This window comes from Amycolatopsis tucumanensis (genome assembly GCF_021654135.1).
In the GTDB taxonomy this organism is placed as follows: Bacteria; Actinomycetota; Actinomycetes; order Mycobacteriales; family Pseudonocardiaceae; genus Amycolatopsis_E; species Amycolatopsis_E tucumanensis.
On record NZ_JAKGSD010000007.1, the window covers coordinates 90,383 to 107,060 of the forward strand.

Genomic DNA, 16,678 nt, shown 5'->3' on the forward strand with positions numbered 1-16,678 from the left:
AGTTGTGTTAGATTCTAGCTCATGATCACCCGCGTTCTCCTCCTTCGCCGCCACGGCGGGGCCTGACCGGACCGGCTCCCCGCCGTGGGAGCCGTGCTGCGCCGGTCGTCACCCCACGACCAGAGGAACGCGAACATGTACCGCTGGAACACCCAGCGCCCCTCCCCGATGCCCTCCCACCGGTACCGCGACGTGTACGCCCGCGTGCCGGTGCCACTGTCCGAACGGGACTGGCCGGCCAACCGGCTCGCGCAGGCGCCGCTGTGGGTCCCGGTCGACCTGCGGGACGGCAACCAGGCACTCGCCGAACCGATGGACCCGGAACGCAAGCGGCGCTTCTTCGAGCTCATGGTCGAGATGGGCTACAAGGAGATCGAGGTCGGCTACCCGTCGGCTTCGCAGACCGACTACGACTTCGTCCGCCTCATCGCGGAAACCGGCCTGGCGCCGGAGGACGTCACGATCGTCGTGTTCACCCCGGCCCGGCGCGACCTCATCGAGCGCACCGTCGAGTCCGTCGCCGGGATGCCGAACCCGGTGGTGATCCACCTGTACGCGGCGACCGCGCCGGTCTGGCGCGAGGTGGTCCTCGGCCGCGACCGGGACGAGTTGAAGGCGCTGATCGTGGCCGCGGGCGAGGACGTGCTGCGGCTGGCCGGCGACCGGGTCCGGTTCGAGTTCTCGCCCGAGGTGTTCAACCTGACCGAGCCGGACTACGTGCTCGACCTGTGCTCGACGATGACCGAGCTGTGGGACGCGAGCCCGGACCGCCCGGTGATCCTCAACCTCCCCGCCACCGTCGAGGTGGCCACGCCCAACGTCTACGCGGACCAGATCGAGTACATGTCGAAGAACCTCGACCGGCGCGATTCGGTGATCCTGTCCGTGCACCCGCACAACGACCGCGGCACCGGGATCGCCTGCGCCGAGCTGGCCCTCCTCGCCGGGGCGCAGCGCGTCGAGGGCTGCATCTTCGGCAACGGCGAGCGCACCGGGAACGTCGACATCGCCACGCTCGCGCTGAACCTGCACGCGCAGGGGATCGACCCGATGATCGACTTCTCGGACATTGACCGCATCCGGCGGACGGTGGAGCACTGCACGCGGCTGCCCGTGCACGAACGGCACCCCTATGTGGGCGACCTCGTGCACACGGCGTTCTCGGGCACGCACCAGGACGCGATCCGCAAGGGCCTCGCCGAGCACCGGGCCCGCGCGGCGGCGGCCGGTGTGCCGGAACGGGAGCTGGAGTGGCGGGTGCCGTACCTGCCGGTCGACCCGGCGGACCTCGGCCGCACCTACGAGGCCGTCATCCGGGTGAACTCGCAGTCCGGCAAGGGCGGCATCGCGCACCTGCTGAGCACCGGTTACGGCGTCGAACTCCCACGGCGGCTGCAGATCGACTTCGCGCGGCACGTCCAGCGGCACACCGACCGGACCGGCGCGGAAGTGACGGCGAAGGAGCTGTGGGAGCTGCTGCGGGAGGTGTACCTGGACGCGCCCGCGGTGTCCGGGGAGGTGCTGGAGCGCGCGACGTGCCCGACGACGTCCGGCGAGGTGCTCGCGTTCGTGGAGTACGCGGCGCCGGACGGGCGCGGGTGGATCGGCGGGCGCGGGCGCACGGAGGCGGAGGCGACCGCGGAAGCCCTCGCCCGGGTCGGCTAAGCCAGCACCGTGTCGAGTTTGGCGCGGACTCGGTCGAGGTCCTCGGAGTACTTGAGGACCGCGCCGAGGGTCCGGGCGGCGATCTCCGCGTCCAGTTCGCTGCGGTTGAGCGCCAGCAGCGCCTGCGCCCAGTCCAGCGACTCGGCGATCCCAGGCGGTTTCAGCAGCTCCAGCTCACGCAGCCGGCGGACGGCCGCGGCCACCTGCGTCGCGAGCCGTTCGCCGACTCCGGGCAGCCTGCGGCGCAGGATGGCGACCTCGCGGGCCAGGTCGGGGTGCTCCAGCCAGTGGTAGAGGCAGCGCCGCTTCAGCGCGTCGTGCACCTCGCGCGTCCGGTTCGAGGTCAGCAGCACCAGCGGCGGCTGCGCGGCGCGGATCTCGCCGAACTCCGGGATCGTCACGGCGTTCTCGTCGAGCAGTTGCAGCAGGAACGCCTCGAACTCGTCGTCGGCGCGGTCGATCTCGTCGACCAGCAGCACGCACGGCGACTCCTTCAGCGCCCGCAGCAACGGCCGGGCCAGCAGGAACCGCTCGGTGAACAGCGACTGCTCCGCGGCTTCGACGTCCAGGTGCTCGCGGCCTGCTTCCAGCGCGCGCAGGTGCAGCAGCTGGCGCGGGAAGTCCCATTCGTACAGCGCCTGCGCCGCGTCGATGCCCTCGTGGCACTGCAACCGCACCAGCGGCAGGCCGAGCGCCTCCGACAGCGACACGGCCAGCGAGGTCTTCCCCGTGCCCGGTTCGCCTTCGCAGAACAGCGGGCGCTGCATGCGCAACGCGAGGAACGCGGCGGTGGCGACGCCCTCGTCGGCCAGGTAGCCGACCCGGTCCAGCTCCGCCGCCAGCTCTTCGGGTGAGTTGACCTTCACCCCCCCACCCTAAGGGGTTCGCCCGCCGTTGACAGCCACTCCGCCCGGAATTATCTTTGCTTGCAAATCTACTTTGGGAGTTGAGATGCCTCATCTGACCGTGCACGTCCTGGAGAGCGACCTGGCCGGGCGCGAGACCGAGCTGATCGAAGGCCTGACCGAGGCGATCGTCGCGGTGTACGGGGAGTGGGCGCGGGAGATCGCGGTCGTGCGGCTGGTCGGGGTGCCGCCGAACCGGTGGGGCATCGGGGGCAAGCCGGCGTCCGCGCCCGCGCCGTCGGTGCTCTTCGGGATCCGGGAAGCGGCGTTCGAGCGTCCGGACGCGGACGACATCGTGGCCAGGCTGGTGGGCGGGGTGACCGACGCGATCGTGGCGGTGTTCGGGGAGCGCGTGCGGGCCGGGGTGACGGTGGAACTGGTGGGGACACCCGCGGGGCGGACCGGTGTCGGCGGGGTGGTCGCCGCTTAGCGGGGCGGGTTCGGGGCCCGGGTCCGGCGAAGTGCACCTGCGGCATGGCGCCGCTCAGCGGGGCAGGTCCGCCGGGGACCTCTGCAACCAAGGAGGACCCGTCGAACTCGGCGGCACACCCACCGGGCCGGCCAGCCTCCGCGGAGTCGACGCCGCCTAGCGGGCCGGGTCCGCTGAGGTGTCCACCTCCGGCCAAGGGCGACCACCGAACTCCACGGGACACCCGGCGGGCGGCCTGGTATCGGCGGGGGGTCGCCGCCTGGTGGGCAGGTCCGGGGTCCAGCAGGAAGCATCTGCGAGCCGGAATCCCGGCGAAGGGCGCCTGCCGGTGAACCGGCGTGGCCCGGGGTTGTCGCCGCCTGGTGGGGCAGGTCCGCGGGGGTGTCCACGTCCGGCCATGGGTGACCACCGAACTCCACGGGACACCCGCCGGGCGGACCGGGTCGGCGGGGTGGTCGCCGCTTAGCGGGGCGGGTCCGGGGCCGGAATCCCGGCCAAGTGCACCTGCCGGCGGACCAGCCTCCGCGGCGCCGGCGCCGTTAACGCCGCAGGTCCGCTGGGGTGTCCACGTCCTGGCCGCCGCCCAGGTCGGCGCACTCCACCAACCGCAGGTCGGTGCGGCCGCGGAGCCAGTCGCGGGCTCCGCGGTCGCCCGAGGCGCTCTCCGCGACCTCGTCCCACCAGCGGTGGCCGAACAGCACCGGATGCCCCGGCACCCCGTCGTAGGCGGCGCGCGCGACCACGTCCGGCGAGGCCAGCGCCCGCAGCCGCGCCACGATGCGGGCGTCCACCCCCGGCAGGTCGACCAGGTGCACCAGCACGGCCGACGCGTCCGGCAGTGCCCGCAGCCCGGCCCGCAACGACGCGCCCATTCCGCTGGCCCAGTCCGGCGACTCGACCGACCACGACGGATCCGGCAGCAACGCCCGCACATCCGAAGCCCGCGCGCCAACCACCACCCGCACCGGCGCACAACCACCGTCGGTCAGCGCGCGCAAAGCCCGGCGCAGCAACGGTTCCCCGTCCAGTTCGACCAGCGCCTTCGGACGCCCCATCCGCCTCCCGGCGCCGGCCGCCAGCAGCAGCCCGGCGCACTCACCCACGGCGCGCCTGCGCGGGTGCGACGGCCAGGTCGTCCTCGATGCGCTTCGCGGCGGCCAGCAGCGGCGGCACCATCTCCTCGATCACCGTCTCCCGCGGAGTGCGGCTGGCGTGGGTGGACACGTTCACCGCCGCCACGACGCGGCCCTGCCGGTCCCGGATAGGCGCCGCGACCGACCGCAGCCCCTCCTCCAGCTCCTGGTCCACCAGCGCCCAGCCCTGCTGCCGCACCGCCGCCAGCTCGGCCCGCAACGCGGCGGGCGAGGTGAGCGTGTGCGAGGTCAGCCGCTGCAACTCGGCCTGCTCCAGGTACCGGGCGAACCCCTCGTCGTCGAGCCCGGCGAGCAGCACGTGCCCCATCGAGGTGGCGTAGGCCGGGAACCGCGTGCCGACGTTGATGCTCACCGTCATGATCCGGGACACCGCGACACGCGCGACGTAGACGATGTCGGCGCCCTCCAGCACGGACACCGAACTCGACTCGCGCACCTCCGCGGACAGCCGCTCCAGGTGCGGCTGCGCGACCTCGGGCAGCGTCATGCTGGACAGGAACGCGTAGCCGAGCTCCAGCACACGCGCGGTCAGCGAGAAGTACTTCCCGTCCGTGCGCACGTACCCGAGGTCGACGAGCGTCAGCAGGAACCGCCGGGCCGCGGCGCGGGTCAGACCGGTCGAGCGCGCCACGTCGGACAGCGTCAGCTCGGGCGACCCGGCGCCGAACGCGCGGATCACGGCCAGGCCGCGTTCCAGCGACTGGACGTGGTGCGCGCCGCGCTCGGTCGGTTCCATATTCCCAATCTAACTGCGGCGCGAAGCGCCTCCGTCGAGGGTGGTGGCGGGCGACGGGCGGGATTAGTGGGCGCGCGGCTGGGCGGTGGGCTCTCCCATCTCGGCCAGCGTCTTCTGCGCGATGGCGAACGCCTCGTTGGCCGCCGGCACCCCCGCGTACACGCCGGCGTGCAGCAGCACCTCGCCGATCTCGTCGGCGGTCAGCCCGTTGCCGACGGCGGCGCGGACGTGCATCGCGATCTCGCCGTGGCAGTGCAGCGCGGTGAGCACGGCCAGCGTGATGCAGCTGCGGGTCTTGCGGTCCAGGCCCTCGCGCGTCCAGATCGAGCCCCACGCGGCGCGGGTGATGTAGTCCTGGAACTTCTGCGTGAACTCGGTCGCGTTGGCGGTGGCGCGGTCGACGTGCGCGTCGCCCAGCACCTCGCGCCGGACCTTCATGCCCGCGTCGTACAGCTCGTCGCTCATCGCGCCCCCTTCAGGTGGTCCAGGAGCAGTTCGGTGAACTTGCCTGCCTGCTCGTAGCTGCCCAGGTGGGCGGCGTGGTCGATCACCTCGAACTTCGCGCCCGGGATGCCGTCGGCGATGACCTGCCCGTGCGAGGGCGGCAGCGCGGCGTCGTCGGCTCCCGAGATCACCAGGGTCGGTGCGGTGATCGTGCCCAGCCCGGCGGTCAGGTCGAGCCCGGCGATGGCCTCGCAGCACGACGCGTAGCCCTCGGCCGGGGTCGTGGCCGTCATCTGCCGCAGCTCCTCGGCCAGTTCGGGGTTCGCGTCGATCCAGTCCCGCGTGAACCACCGGCCGATGCTGCCCTCGGCGATCGTCGCCATGCCCTCGGCACGCACCTGCTTCGCGCGCCCGGTCCACATGTCGACGTTGCCGGGCTTGACCGAGGTGAACGTCAGGGCCAGCGACCGGATCCGCGACGGCGCGTGCTGCCCGAGCCAGGCGCCGGTCATCCCGCCCAGCGACAGGCCGACGAAGTGCGCGGACTCGACGCCGAACGTGTCCAGCAGCTCGACGACGTCACGGCCGAGGTCGGCGATCGAGTACGGCCCTGGCGGCACCGGCGACTGCCCGTGACCCCGCGTGTCGTAGCGGACGACGCGGAAACCGTTGTCCACCAACGGCTTCACCTGCGGCTCCCACATGCGCAGGTTGCTGCCGATGGAGTTGCTCAGGACGACGAGTTCGCCGTCGCCCGCGGTCTCGTAGTGGACCTTCACGAAGTCCCCTTTCGCTTCTCCAGCACCCGTTCGACGAAGACCCGCGCGCTCCCCAGGTAACCGGCCGGGTCCAGCAGTTCGCCGATGCGCTCGCGCGACAGGTGCTTGCCCACCAAGGCGTCCTCGGCCAGCAGATCGGCCAGCTCGCCCTCGCCGGCCAAAGCGCGGCGAGTGCACGCGCTCACCGCGTCGTGTGCTTCGAGCCGCCCGGTCTCGGCCGCCAACGCGGTCGTGATCCGTTCGGACAGCAGCGCACCGCGCGTGATGTCCAAGTTCGCGCGCATCCGGTCCGCGTCGACCTGGAGCCGGTCCAGGCTCGTGCGCAGCCAGTGCACGGCGGATCCGGTGCTGCGGAACAGTTCCGTCAGCGGGCGCCACTCGGCGTGCCAGGACCCGGCGGCGCGCTGGTGCTCCTGCGCCATCGCGCCGAGCAGGGTCGCGACCAGTCCGGGCGCCTGCTGCGCGGCCGCCCCGGCCGCCACCGCGGCGACCGGGTTCCGCTTGTGCGGCATGGTGGACGAGCCGCCGCTGCCCTCGGCGACCTCGGCGATCTCCCCGACCTCGGTCTGCGCGAGCAGCACCAGCGACCGCGACGCACCGGCGACCACACCCGCCAACGAACCGAGCGCCCCGGCGAGTTCCGCGATGCGCGTCCGCTCGGTGTGCCACGGCATCGCGGGTTCCGCCAGCCCGAGCCTGCGCGCGAAGGCCGCCAGCACCGCCGGCCCCTGCTCGCCCAGCGACGCCAGCGTGCCGGTCGCCCCGCCGAGCTGCACCGCGAACCGCTGTGCCCGCAACCGGTCCGCGGCCGCGTCCAGCCCGGAGAGCCAGCCGGCGAGCTGGAACCCGAACGTCACCGGCAGCGCCTGCTGCAGCAACGTCCGTCCCGATTGGACAGTGCCGGCGTGCTCCCGCGCCAGGTCGGCGAGCCGGTCCGCGCACGCCTCGACCTCGCCGAGCAGCACGTCCACCGCACGCGCGGACACCAGCATCGCCGCGGTGTCCACGATGTCCTGGCTGGTCGCGCCAAGGTGCACCACCCGGCCCGCCTCGCCGCCGACCTGCGCGGTCAGCTCCCGCACGAGCGGCGCGGCGGGGTTGCCGACGCCGACGGACTTCGCACCGATCGCGGCGGGGTCGAACTTCCCGTCACGAGCCACGGCGGCGATCCGGTCGGCGTGCTCGCGCGGGATCACGCCCGCGTCCGCCTCCGCCTCCGCCAGCGCCGCTTCCGCGTCGAGCAGTCCCCGCAGCCAGGCGGCGTCGGAGACCTCGTCGCGGACCGGCCCGGCGGCGAGAATCGGGTCGAACAGGTCAGACATCGAAGAACACTGTCTCAGCCTCACCCTGGAGACGCACGTCGAAGCGGTACCCGTCGTCGGTCTTGGCCGCGATCAGCGTGCCGCGCCGGTCTTCCGGCACCGAGTTCAGCACCGCGTCGGCGGCGTTGGCCTCGGTGTTCTCCGGGAAGTAGATGCGCGTGACGACCCGGTGCAGCAGCCCGCGCGCGAACACCGACACGTCGATGTGCGGGGCCTGCGTCGCGCCGTTCTCGCCCGGGATCGCGCCCGGCAGCAGGGTGAGGATCTCGTAGCTGCCGTCCGGCTTGGTCGGGCAGCGGCCGAACCCGCGGAACCCGGGAACGCGGCCGCGCGGGTCGTCCGGGTGGTCGAAGTGGCCCTGCGGATCAGCCTGCCAGGTTTCGATCATCGCGTCCGGGACCGGGTTGCCCTCGCCGTCGGTGACGGTGCCACGGATCCACACCGCGCCCTCGGTGCCCTCGGGCACCACGGTCGGGCCGTCCTCCCAGGGCAAGCCGATCGCGAGGTAGGGGCCGACGGTCTGCGAAGGGGTCGTCATTCGTCCTCCTCTGTGTTCTGCGGGACACCCGCACCCGGTCGGACGAGCAAGCGCGAAAAGGGCCAAGTGTCGCTCACTCGTCCTCCTCTTCCTCGTTCTCGAACACCGACTGCTCGCGCCCGCGCACCACGATGTCGAACTCGAACGCCAGCGCCCAGTGGTCGGTCGTGCGGCTGTAATCGAACCGCGAGATCATCCGCTGCCGCGCCTTCTCGTCCGGGATCGAGTTGAAGATCGGGTCCTGGAAGAACAGCGGGTCGTCCGGGAAGTACATCTGCGTCACCAGGCGCTGCGTGAACGCCTGCCCGAACACCGAGAAGTGGATGTGCGCGGGCCGCCAGGCGTTGTCGTGGTTCTTCCACGGGTACGCGCCCGGCTTGATGGTGGTGAACTCGTACCGGCCTTCCGAGTCGGTGATGGTGCGGCCGACGCCGTCGAAGTTCGGGTCCAGCGGCGCGGGCCAGTTGTCACCGATGTGCCGGTAGCGGCCGCCCGCGTTGGCCTGCCAGATCTCGATCAGCGAGTTCGGAATGCCCCGGCCGTCGCCGTCGAGCAGGCGGCCGTGCACCAGGATGCGCTGCCCCTGCGGCTCTTCCGCGTGCTGGCGGGTCAGGTCGTTGTCGAACTCACCGAGGCGGCCGGGGCCGAGCAGCGGGCCGGTCACCTCGGTGAGCATCTGCGGCAGCAGAACGAGCGGCTGCTTCGGATGCCGCAGGGCCGTCGACCGGTAGCCCGGTGAGTCCAGCGGCGGGTGCGTGCCCTCCGGGTCCCGCCGGTAGCGCGGCAGGATCAGCTTGTTACTCGTCGGTGCTGCCATAGCACGGTTTCCTTTCTCCTCACGCTTCCAGCACGACCGCGAGCCCCTGGCCCACGCCGATGCAGATCGCGGCCAGCCCGTAGCCACCGCCGCGGCGGCGCAGCTCGTAGGCCAGCGACGCGAGAATGCGGCCACCGGAGGCGCCCAGCGGGTGCCCGATCGCGATCGCGCCGCCGTTGACGTTCACGATCGACGGGTCGAGCTTGGGCCAGTCGGCGAAGCAGGACAGGCACTGCGCGGCGAACGCCTCGTTCAGCTCGACCGCGGCCAGCTGCTCCCAGCCGATCCCGGCGCGCTCCAGCGCGATCTCCGCGGCCCGCACCGGGCCGATGCCGAACACGTCCGGGTCGACACCCGCCGCACCGCGACCCGCGATGCGTGCCAGAGGTGTCTTGCCGAGCCGGTCAGCCGCGGCCTGGTCGCCCAGCAGGACGGCGGACGCGCCGTCGTTGAGCGGCGAGGCGTTGCCCGCGGTGATGGTGCCGTTCTTGCGGAACGCGGGCTTGAGCTTGCCCAGCTTCTCCAGCGTCGAGTCGGCGCGGATGCCCTCGTCGCGGGTCAGGTCGGTGCCGGGGACGGGCACGACGTGGTCGTCGTAGAAGCCGGCGTCCCACGCCTTCGCCGCGTTGAGGTGGCTGCGCAGGGCGAACTCGTCCTGCGCCTCGCGGGTGATGCCGTACTTCTCGGCCAGCCGCTCGGTGCTCTCGCCCAGCGAGATCGTCCACTGCTCGGGCATCTCCGGGTTGACCATGCGCCAGCCGAGCGTGCTCGAATGCAGGGTCTGCGTCGCCGGGGAGTACGCCTTCTCCGGCTTCAGCAGGATCATCGGCGCGCGGGTCATCGACTCCACGCCGCCCGCGACGACCAGCGACGCGTCGCCGGTCGCGATGGTGCGGCTGGCCTGCATGACCGCGTCCAGGCCGGAGCCGCACAGCCGGTTCACGGTGGTACCGGGCACCGAGGTCGGCCAGCCCGCGAGCAGCGCGGCCATGCGCGCCACGTTGCGGTTGTCCTCCCCCGCCTGGTTGGCGTCGCCCAGCACGACCTCGTCGACCGTGCCCGGGTCGAGGTCGTTGCGGGAGGCCAGCTCACGCAGCACGTGCGCGGCGAGGTCGTCGGGGCGGACTCCCGCCAGGGCGCCGCCGTAGCGGCCGAACGGGGTCCGGATGGCGTCGAGAACGTATGCGTCACTCATTTGGCGGCCTTCAACTCCCGCAGGGCCTTCAGCTCGGCCTCGGTCGGCGGCGGCGTGGTCTCCAGCTCCGGCGCGACCTTCAGGTCCCAGCCGGTCGCCTCCTTGACCTGCTCCACCGTGACGCCCTCGTGGATCTGGGTCAGCACCAGCTCCGCGGTCTCCGGGTCGGGGCGCATCACGCCGAGGTCGGTGATCACCAGGGTCGGGCCGGCGCCGGGCAGGCCCAGCTTCTCCCGCTCGCCCTTGCCGCGGCCGTGGCCGAAGGAGGTGATGAAGTCGACCTGCTCGACGAAGCTGCGCTTGCTCTGCCGCACCACGACGTAGACCTCGTGGCAGTTCGCGGCGATCTCCGGCGCGCCACCGGCGCCCGGCAGGCGGACCTTCGGGTCGGCGTAGTCGGCGCCGATGACCGTGGTGTTGATGTTGCCGAACTTGTCCAGCTGCGCCGCGCCGAGGAAGCCGACGTCGATCCGGCCGGGCTGCAGCCAGTAGTTGAACACCTCCGGCACGCTGATCACGGCGTCGGCGGTGTCGGCGAGGATGCCGTCACCGATCGACGCGGGCAGCCGGGTGGGCTTCGAGCCGAGGGTGCCGGACTCGTAGATGAGCACCAGGTCCTCGGCGTGGGTGCGGCGCGCGAGGTTGGCCGCGGTGGAGGGCAGGCCGATGCCGACGAACACCCGCTGGCCGCCGGTGAGGGCGCGGGCCGCGGCGATCGACATCATCTCGTCGGACGTGTACGTCCGTTCGACCGTCGTCACTGGGCCACCTCCACGCCGAACACCTTCTCGTCCAGCCAGCGCTGGAACGAGTCCCTCTCCCGCCCAATGGAATCCCAATACGCGTAATACTCGTTGTCGCGCTCGGAGTACCCAGCCGCGTAGGACGGGTGCGCGCCGTTGGGCACTTCGGCGACCGCCGTGACGGCCCAGGTCGGCAGGATGACTTGGCCGGGCACCGGGGTCAGCTCGTCGACGACCTCCTCGACCGTGACCAGGCTGCGCTTGGCGGCCAGCACGGCCTCCTTCTGCACCCCGACCAGGCCCCACATCTGGACGTTGCCCGCCCGGTCGGCCCGCTGCGCGTGGATGATCGACACGTCCGGGTTGATGGCGGGCACCGCGGCCAGTTCCTCGCCGGTGAACGGGCAGGTGATCGTCTTGATCGTGTCCGTGTGCTTGGGCAGGTCCGTGCCGCGGTAGCCGCGCAGCACCGCGAACGGCAGCCCGGACGCGCCGGCGACGTAACGGTTGGCCATGCCGGCGTGGCTGTGCTCCTCGATCTCCAGCGGCACCGGCCAGGAGTTCTGCACGGCGTCGCGGAAGCGGTGCAGCGACCCGACGCCCGGGTTACCGCCCCAGGAGAAGATCAGCTTCTTCGCGCACCCGGCGCCGATGAGCTGGTCGTAGACGATGTCCGGCGTCATCCGGACCAGCGTGAGGTCCCTGCGCCGCTGGCGGATGATCTCCTGCCCCGCCGCGTGCGGGATCAGGTGGGTGAATCCTTCGAGGGCGACCGTGTCCCCGTCGTGCACCAGCTGGGCGACGGCGTCACGGAGCGACGTTATCTCGGCCATTGAGCTGCTTCCGTTCGCATTCCGCACACAAGTTCTACATATGAACATAGCTGGCCGTCCGGAGCCACGCAAGGAAGGGTGGACGCATGAGCGGACCCGAAATCGATCCGGTGACGGCCGAGAGCGAGCGGCAGGACGCCGACATCGGCGGCGAGCACACCGAGCCCACCTACCGCGACCAGGACCCCGAAGTCGGCACGGACGAAGCCGAACCGGAGGGCGAGGGCGGCCCCGGGGGCATGGACCCCGAATAGCGCGGACGGTCGCCGATCCTGCGAAGCTGGAGCCCATGCGAATCGTGGTGACGCGGCGGGTTCCGGAAGCAGCGATGGTGGTGCTCCGCGAGGCGGGCGAGGTCTGGGTGTCCGGCGAGGACCGGCCGCTCAGCCCCGACGAGCTGCGCGAAGCGGTGCGCGGCGCGGACGCGGTGGTGTGCATGCTGCACGACCGCGTCGACGGCGCGGTGGCCGACGCGGCCGGGCCGCAGCTGAAGGTCGTGGCCAACGTCGCGGTCGGCTACGACAACATCGACGTGCCCGCGCTGGCCGCGCGGGGCGTGACGGTCACCAACACGCCCGGCGTGCTGACCGACGCCACCGCCGACCTCGCGTTCGGCCTGCTGCTCGCGGTGACGCGGCGCATCGGCGAGGGTGAACGGCTGCTGCGGTCCCGCACACCCTGGTCGTTCCACCTCGGGTTCATGCTCGGCTCCGGCCTGCAGGGCAAGACCCTCGGCATCGTCGGCCTCGGCCAGATCGGGCAGGCGGTGGCCCACCGGGCCCGCGCGTTCGGCATGCGGATCGCCTACAGCGGACGGTCACGCGCGAAGCCGGAGGTGGAGTCGGCGCTGCACGCGGAGCACCTGTCGTTCCTGGAGCTGCTGCGCACCGCCGACGTGGTGTCGCTGCACTGCCCGCTGACGCCGGAGACGCGGCACCTGATCGACGCCGAGGCGCTGGGCGTGATGAAGCACAGCGCGTTCCTGATCAACACCACGCGCGGACCGGTCGTGGACGAGGCCGCGCTGGCCGACGCGCTGCTGCGGCGGGAGATCGCCGGCGCCGGGCTGGACGTGTTCGAAAAGGAGCCCGAGGTCGAGCCGCGGCTGCTGGAGATGGACAACGTGGTCGTGACACCGCACCTCGGCTCCGCCACGGTCGAAACCCGGACCGAGATGGCCCTGCTCGCGGCGCGCAACGTCGCTGCCGTGCTGGCGGGCGATGGCGCCGTTAATGAGGTGCGCCCGGACGGCGACCGCTCCTAGTCTGCGCAGCGTGCGACTGAACGGGCAGGTCCTGATCCTCGACGCCGACGACACGTTGTGGGAGAACAACGTGATCTTCGAGCGGGTCATCGACGACTACCTGGACTGGATCGCGCATCCCACGCTGGAGCGCGCCGCGGTGCGGGAGATCCTGGACGACATCGAGCGGGCCAACGCGGTGTCACACGGCTACGGGACCAAGGTGTTCCTGCACAGCCTCGGCGAGTGCTTCGAGAAGTTGCGTGAGCGTCCCGCGACCGCGGCGGAGCGCGCCCGCATCGAGGAGCTGGCGGCGGCGCTGATCAACCACGAGGTCGAGCTCATCCCGGGCGTCGCCGAGACGCTCGACGAGCTGGGCTCGCGGCACGAGCTGATGCTGCTGACCAAGGGCGATCGCGAGGAGCAGCAGCGCAAGATCGACGCGTCCGGGGTGGCCCACCACTTCCGCGAGGTGCACATCGTGCCGGAGAAGCACGTCGAGGTGTACCGCGGCCTGGCGTCAGCGCGGATGCTCGCGCCGGAGTCGACGTGGATGATCGGCAACTCGCCGAAGTCGGACATCCGCCCCGCCCGCGCGGCCGGGATGAACGCGGTGTTCATCCCCAACGCGAACACCTGGGTGCTGGAGCACGACGAGCTGGACGAGACCGACGATCGGGTGCTCACGCTGGGTTCGTTCCGGGAGCTCGTGCGCCACTTCTGAATCTTGCGTGTCACGCATGTTTGCGCGGCACGCAAGTTTTGCTACCGTGGAGCCATGGGCCTGCGGGAGCGGAAGAAAGCCGAGACGCGCTCGGCGATCAGCTGGGCGGCCATCCGGCTGGCCGTCGAGCGCGGGTTCGGCAACGTCAAGGTCGAGGACATCGCCGAGGCGGCCGGGGTCTCCCCGCGCACGTTCAACAACTACTTCTCCAGCAAAGGCGAGGCGATCGTGGCTCGCCACACCGACCGCCTCCGCAACCTCGCCGTCGCGCTCCGCGAGCGGCCGGCCGACGAGCCGTTGTGGGACGCGATCAGCGCCGCCGCCGCGGCCCAGTTCACCCCGGACCTCGCCGCGGCCGAGCACCCGGTGCCCGACCCGGCGACCTGGACGGCCGGCGTGCGCGTGATGCTCGCCGACCCCGGCCTGCAGGGCGATCTGCTCAAGGCGGGCGCGGTGGCGGAAGCCGAGATCGCCGCGGCGGTCGCCGAGCGCACCGGCGCCTCGCTCGAGCGGGACCTGCACCCGCACCTGGTGGCGGCCGCGGTCGTGGCCGCCGTGCACACCGCGATCGGCCACCACCTCCGGACCGATCGCCCGGTGGCGGACCTGCTCACCGAAGCATTCGACCTGCTCTCCGCGGGCCGGTAACTCCACCGTGGACAGCCCGGGCGGGGTACCCGGGCCGGTTCCCCCTGCGCGGAAGGATTTTTCCATGATCGACGTCGTCATCGCGGGCGGCGGGCCGAACGGCCTCATGCTCGCCTGCGAACTCGCACTGTCCGGCACCCGCGCGGTCGTCCTGGAACGTCTCGACGGCCCCCGCACCGAACCCCGCGCCAACGGCCTGGTCGGCGAGGTCGTGCGGATGCTGGACCGGCGCGGCCTGTACGAACGGCTGACCGGCGGGCCCGGCGCTCCCGAACCCGCGCGCGGGTTCGTGTTCGGCGCCTTCCCGTTGCCGCTGGCCGACCTCACCCACCACCTCTACACGCTGATGGTGCCCCAGCGGCGCATCGAGGAGATGCTCGCCGAACGCGCGGCCGAACTCGGCGTCGAGGTCCGTCGCGGGCACGAGGTCACCGGTCTGACCCAGGACGCGGACGCGGTGACCGTCGAGGTCGACGGGCACGAGCCGGTCCGCGCGCGGTTCCTCGTCGGCGCGGACGGCGGGCACAGCGTGGTCCGCAAGCTGGCCGGGATCGGGTTCCCCGGCGTGACCTCCGACGAGTCCGTGTCGTACTCGGCGGAGGTCAGCGTCCCACCCGGGCTCATCGGCCCTGGCGGCGAGCTGGAGATCCCGGGGTTCGGTGCCGTGCCGCCGTTCCAGCACCTGCGGACCGCGCGCGGGCTGATCACCTGGGCGCCGTTCCCCGACCGGAACCCGGTGGTCAGCACCATGGAGTGGGGTCTGCCCGCGAACGGCGAAGCGTCACTGGCGGAAGTGCGCGCCAGCGCCGCCCGCGTGCTCGGCGCGGACCTGCCGCTCGGGCCGCCACCCGGCGCGGGGCCGCACCTGGTGCGCCGCCTGTTCGGCGGGAACACCCGGATCGCCGAGCGCTACCGGGACCGCCGCGTGTTCCTGCTCGGCGACGCCGCGCACGTGCACTCCGCGATCGGCGGTCCCGGCCTCAACCTCGGCCTGCAGGACGCGGTCAACCTGGGCTGGAAGCTCGCGGCGGCGGTCCGCGGCGAGGTGGACGTGCTGGACACCTACGAGTCCGAGCGGCGCCCGGTCGCGCAACGGGTCGCGATGCACACGCAGGCGCAGTCGCTGCTCATCCGGCCGGGTGGCGACGTGACCGCGCTGCGGGAGCTGTTCGGGGAACTGCTCGCACTGCGCGAGACCCGGCAGCACATCGCCGACCTGATGGCCGGCGCGGACATCCGCTACGACGTCGGCGGCCCCGGTGAACCGGCCGGGCGGTTCGCACCGGACCTGCCGGACCTGCCCGCGCTCGCCCGCGGCGGGCGGGCGTTGTTGTTCGATCCGACCGGGACACTGGACGCCGGGCCGTGGCGGAACTCCGTCGACGTCGTCGAGACGCCCGGGCTGGAGACCGCGTACCTGCTGCGGCCGGACTGCTTCATCGCCTGGACCGGCTCCGACGGCGACGGCCTGCACCAAGCGCTCACGAGGTGGTTCGGCCCCGGAACGCACTGAGGGAGGGCGCCGCACGGGCGCCCTCCCTCAGAAGTCCGTTGTTCTACAGGCCCGGCTGCTGCGCGTCCGGCTGCGGCAGGACGGCGAAGTTCAGCTGTCCCTGCTCGTCCTGCTGGACGTCCAGCACCTTGTCGTCCAGGAAGATCGCGGCCTGCGGCTCCAGGAACACCTTCGCGCCCCCGTCCGCGCCCACGACCTGGTCCCCTTCCTCCGGAGCCGGTGCCACGGACAGCGCCAGCTGCGCGCCGCTGTCCTGCTGGGCCTGCACGGCGAAGCGCAGGCCACCACTGTCGGTCTGGCCCTCCTGTGCCGTCAGGGCGCTGATGGCCTCGGCGGCGGCATCGGTCAAAGCGAGCATCGTGTCAGTCCCTTCGCGTCACGTGCACTCGTACCTCCGACCGTAGGGGCACCCCCGCGCGAGCGCTGTCCTGCACCGGCCGTCATCGCCGTTCACCCTGGGTTTCGCCAGGTCAGCGCCGATGTGACCGATTTCACACAGGGTCTTCGTCCGGCGGTGTCCGGATGGCGTCCGGCACCGAGCCGGGCGGGTTGTCCGCCTTCTGGTCGACCGCGTCGCCGAGGTTCTGCCCGGCGTCGGCGACGTCCAGGCCGTCGCGGGTTTCGGTCTCGTCGGCGGGCACGTCCTCCGGCTGGACGTCCGGACGCTCCTGCGCCAGCCGCCCGTCGAGGCTCTCGCCCTCGCGTACCTCGTTCGGGGTCGTGCCGAACCGGTCGGAGGCCATGTACCGCTCCGGCGGCTCAACGCCCTCCTCGAGCGGGTCGACGCGCAACCGGTCCTCGTCGAGGTCCTCCGCGCTGTTCAACGCGGCCGGATCGGTCTCCACCGCGTCCGGCACGGGATGGCCATGAGCCTCACTCATCGGTCCTCCTCACCTGCTGTCCTAGCGGTGGCGATACCCGAGCGGCGGAACGGGCAAACCCGAGATCAAGCTCACGTGGTTGTACAGTACAAACAATTGCTGAGCGTA

20 protein-coding genes are annotated in these 16,678 nt (G+C 72.0%); 7 read left to right on the forward strand and 13 right to left on the reverse strand.

All coding sequences use genetic code 11. The features are described from left to right. Positions 1–135 precede the first annotated feature (135 nt). Complete coding sequence (locus L2C96_RS10220) at positions 136–1,665, forward strand: 2-isopropylmalate synthase (RefSeq protein ID WP_237335975.1); 1,530 nt, start codon at positions 136–138, stop codon at positions 1,663–1,665. On the opposite strand, the gene L2C96_RS10225 is transcribed toward L2C96_RS10220, so the two are convergent. Continuing rightward, on the reverse strand, positions 1,662–2,531 hold the full coding sequence (locus tag L2C96_RS10225; protein WP_237335976.1) for an AAA family ATPase: 870 nt from the start codon (positions 2,529–2,531) through the stop codon (positions 1,662–1,664). The two genes, L2C96_RS10220 and L2C96_RS10225, sit on opposite strands and share 4 nt — an antisense overlap. Before the next feature lie 85 nt (positions 2,532–2,616). Here L2C96_RS10225 and L2C96_RS10230 point away from each other — a divergent pair, with 85 nt between their 5' ends. Next, entirely contained in the window at positions 2,617–3,000 is a 384-nt protein-coding gene (locus L2C96_RS10230; RefSeq protein ID WP_237335977.1) for a tautomerase family protein, read from the forward strand. Between the two features lie 539 nt (positions 3,001–3,539). On the opposite strand, the gene L2C96_RS10235 is transcribed toward L2C96_RS10230, so the two are convergent. The 10 genes from L2C96_RS10235 to L2C96_RS10280 all read right to left on the reverse strand — a co-directional run bounded on the left by L2C96_RS10235 (position 3,540) and on the right by L2C96_RS10280 (position 11,561). Further along, positions 3,540–4,103, reverse strand: coding sequence for a nucleotidyltransferase family protein (locus L2C96_RS10235; RefSeq protein WP_308191144.1), 564 nt, complete (start codon positions 4,101–4,103; stop codon positions 3,540–3,542). Further along, positions 4,096–4,890: an IclR family transcriptional regulator gene (locus L2C96_RS10240; protein WP_017984324.1), complete on the reverse strand. Its 795-nt coding sequence runs from the start codon at positions 4,888–4,890 to the stop codon at positions 4,096–4,098. Before L2C96_RS10240 ends, L2C96_RS10235 begins: the two co-directional genes overlap by 8 nt. Before the next feature lie 63 nt (positions 4,891–4,953). Then, entirely contained in the window at positions 4,954–5,355 is a 402-nt protein-coding gene (pcaC, locus tag L2C96_RS10245; protein ID WP_020421705.1) for a 4-carboxymuconolactone decarboxylase, read from the reverse strand. Continuing rightward, positions 5,352–6,113, reverse strand: a complete 762-nt coding sequence (pcaD, locus tag L2C96_RS10250; RefSeq protein ID WP_237335979.1) for a 3-oxoadipate enol-lactonase — start codon at positions 6,111–6,113, stop codon at positions 5,352–5,354. Before pcaD ends, pcaC begins: the two co-directional genes overlap by 4 nt. Next, complete coding sequence (gene pcaB, locus L2C96_RS10255; protein ID WP_237335980.1) at positions 6,110–7,435, reverse strand: 3-carboxy-cis,cis-muconate cycloisomerase; 1,326 nt, start codon at positions 7,433–7,435, stop codon at positions 6,110–6,112. Before pcaB ends, pcaD begins: the two co-directional genes overlap by 4 nt. Then, on the reverse strand, positions 7,428–7,973 hold the full coding sequence (gene pcaG, locus L2C96_RS10260; RefSeq protein WP_237335981.1) for a protocatechuate 3,4-dioxygenase subunit alpha: 546 nt from the start codon (positions 7,971–7,973) through the stop codon (positions 7,428–7,430). The genes pcaB and pcaG overlap by 8 nt, the downstream gene beginning before the upstream one ends. Before the next feature lie 73 nt (positions 7,974–8,046). Beyond that, entirely contained in the window at positions 8,047–8,790 is a 744-nt protein-coding gene (gene pcaH, locus L2C96_RS10265) for a protocatechuate 3,4-dioxygenase subunit beta (RefSeq protein ID WP_020421709.1), read from the reverse strand. Positions 8,791–8,809: 19 nt separating this feature from the next. Beyond that, positions 8,810–9,985 (reverse strand): thiolase family protein, encoded by a 1,176-nt coding sequence (locus L2C96_RS10270; RefSeq protein WP_237335982.1) that lies wholly within the window; start codon positions 9,983–9,985, stop codon positions 8,810–8,812. Beyond that, the gene (locus L2C96_RS10275) at positions 9,982–10,710 is read right to left on the reverse strand and encodes a CoA-transferase subunit beta (protein WP_051123640.1); all 729 of its coding nucleotides are present in this window, start codon (positions 10,708–10,710) and stop codon (positions 9,982–9,984) included. Before L2C96_RS10275 ends, L2C96_RS10270 begins: the two co-directional genes overlap by 4 nt. A 32-nt stretch (positions 10,711–10,742) precedes the next feature. Further along, positions 10,743–11,561 (reverse strand): CoA transferase subunit A, encoded by an 819-nt coding sequence (locus tag L2C96_RS10280; protein WP_237335983.1) that lies wholly within the window; start codon positions 11,559–11,561, stop codon positions 10,743–10,745. Between the two features lie 86 nt (positions 11,562–11,647). Here L2C96_RS10280 and L2C96_RS10285 point away from each other — a divergent pair, with 86 nt between their 5' ends. The 5 genes from L2C96_RS10285 (at position 11,648) to L2C96_RS10305 (ending at position 15,689) form a co-directional block, all read left to right on the forward strand. Continuing rightward, positions 11,648–11,815, forward strand: a complete 168-nt coding sequence (locus tag L2C96_RS10285) for a hypothetical protein (RefSeq protein WP_237335984.1) — start codon at positions 11,648–11,650, stop codon at positions 11,813–11,815. A gap of 35 nt (positions 11,816–11,850) precedes the next feature. After that, positions 11,851–12,825, forward strand: coding sequence for a 2-hydroxyacid dehydrogenase (locus tag L2C96_RS10290; RefSeq protein WP_237335985.1), 975 nt, complete (start codon positions 11,851–11,853; stop codon positions 12,823–12,825). A gap of 10 nt (positions 12,826–12,835) precedes the next feature. Further along, complete coding sequence (locus L2C96_RS10295; protein ID WP_237335986.1) at positions 12,836–13,528, forward strand: HAD family hydrolase; 693 nt, start codon at positions 12,836–12,838, stop codon at positions 13,526–13,528. A gap of 54 nt (positions 13,529–13,582) precedes the next feature. Then, on the forward strand, positions 13,583–14,176 hold the full coding sequence (locus tag L2C96_RS10300; protein ID WP_237335987.1) for an acyl-CoA-like ligand-binding transcription factor: 594 nt from the start codon (positions 13,583–13,585) through the stop codon (positions 14,174–14,176). 64 nt (positions 14,177–14,240) lie between these two features. Next, on the forward strand, positions 14,241–15,689 hold the full coding sequence (locus tag L2C96_RS10305) for an FAD-dependent monooxygenase (protein WP_237335988.1): 1,449 nt from the start codon (positions 14,241–14,243) through the stop codon (positions 15,687–15,689). A gap of 43 nt (positions 15,690–15,732) precedes the next feature. On the opposite strand, the gene L2C96_RS10310 is transcribed toward L2C96_RS10305, so the two are convergent. Both L2C96_RS10310 and L2C96_RS10315 read right to left on the reverse strand, forming a co-directional pair. After that, positions 15,733–16,047 (reverse strand): HesB/IscA family protein, encoded by a 315-nt coding sequence (locus L2C96_RS10310; protein WP_237335989.1) that lies wholly within the window; start codon positions 16,045–16,047, stop codon positions 15,733–15,735. A gap of 133 nt (positions 16,048–16,180) precedes the next feature. Beyond that, positions 16,181–16,570: a hypothetical protein gene (locus L2C96_RS10315; protein ID WP_039791883.1), complete on the reverse strand. Its 390-nt coding sequence runs from the start codon at positions 16,568–16,570 to the stop codon at positions 16,181–16,183. Positions 16,571–16,678 lie beyond the last annotated feature (108 nt).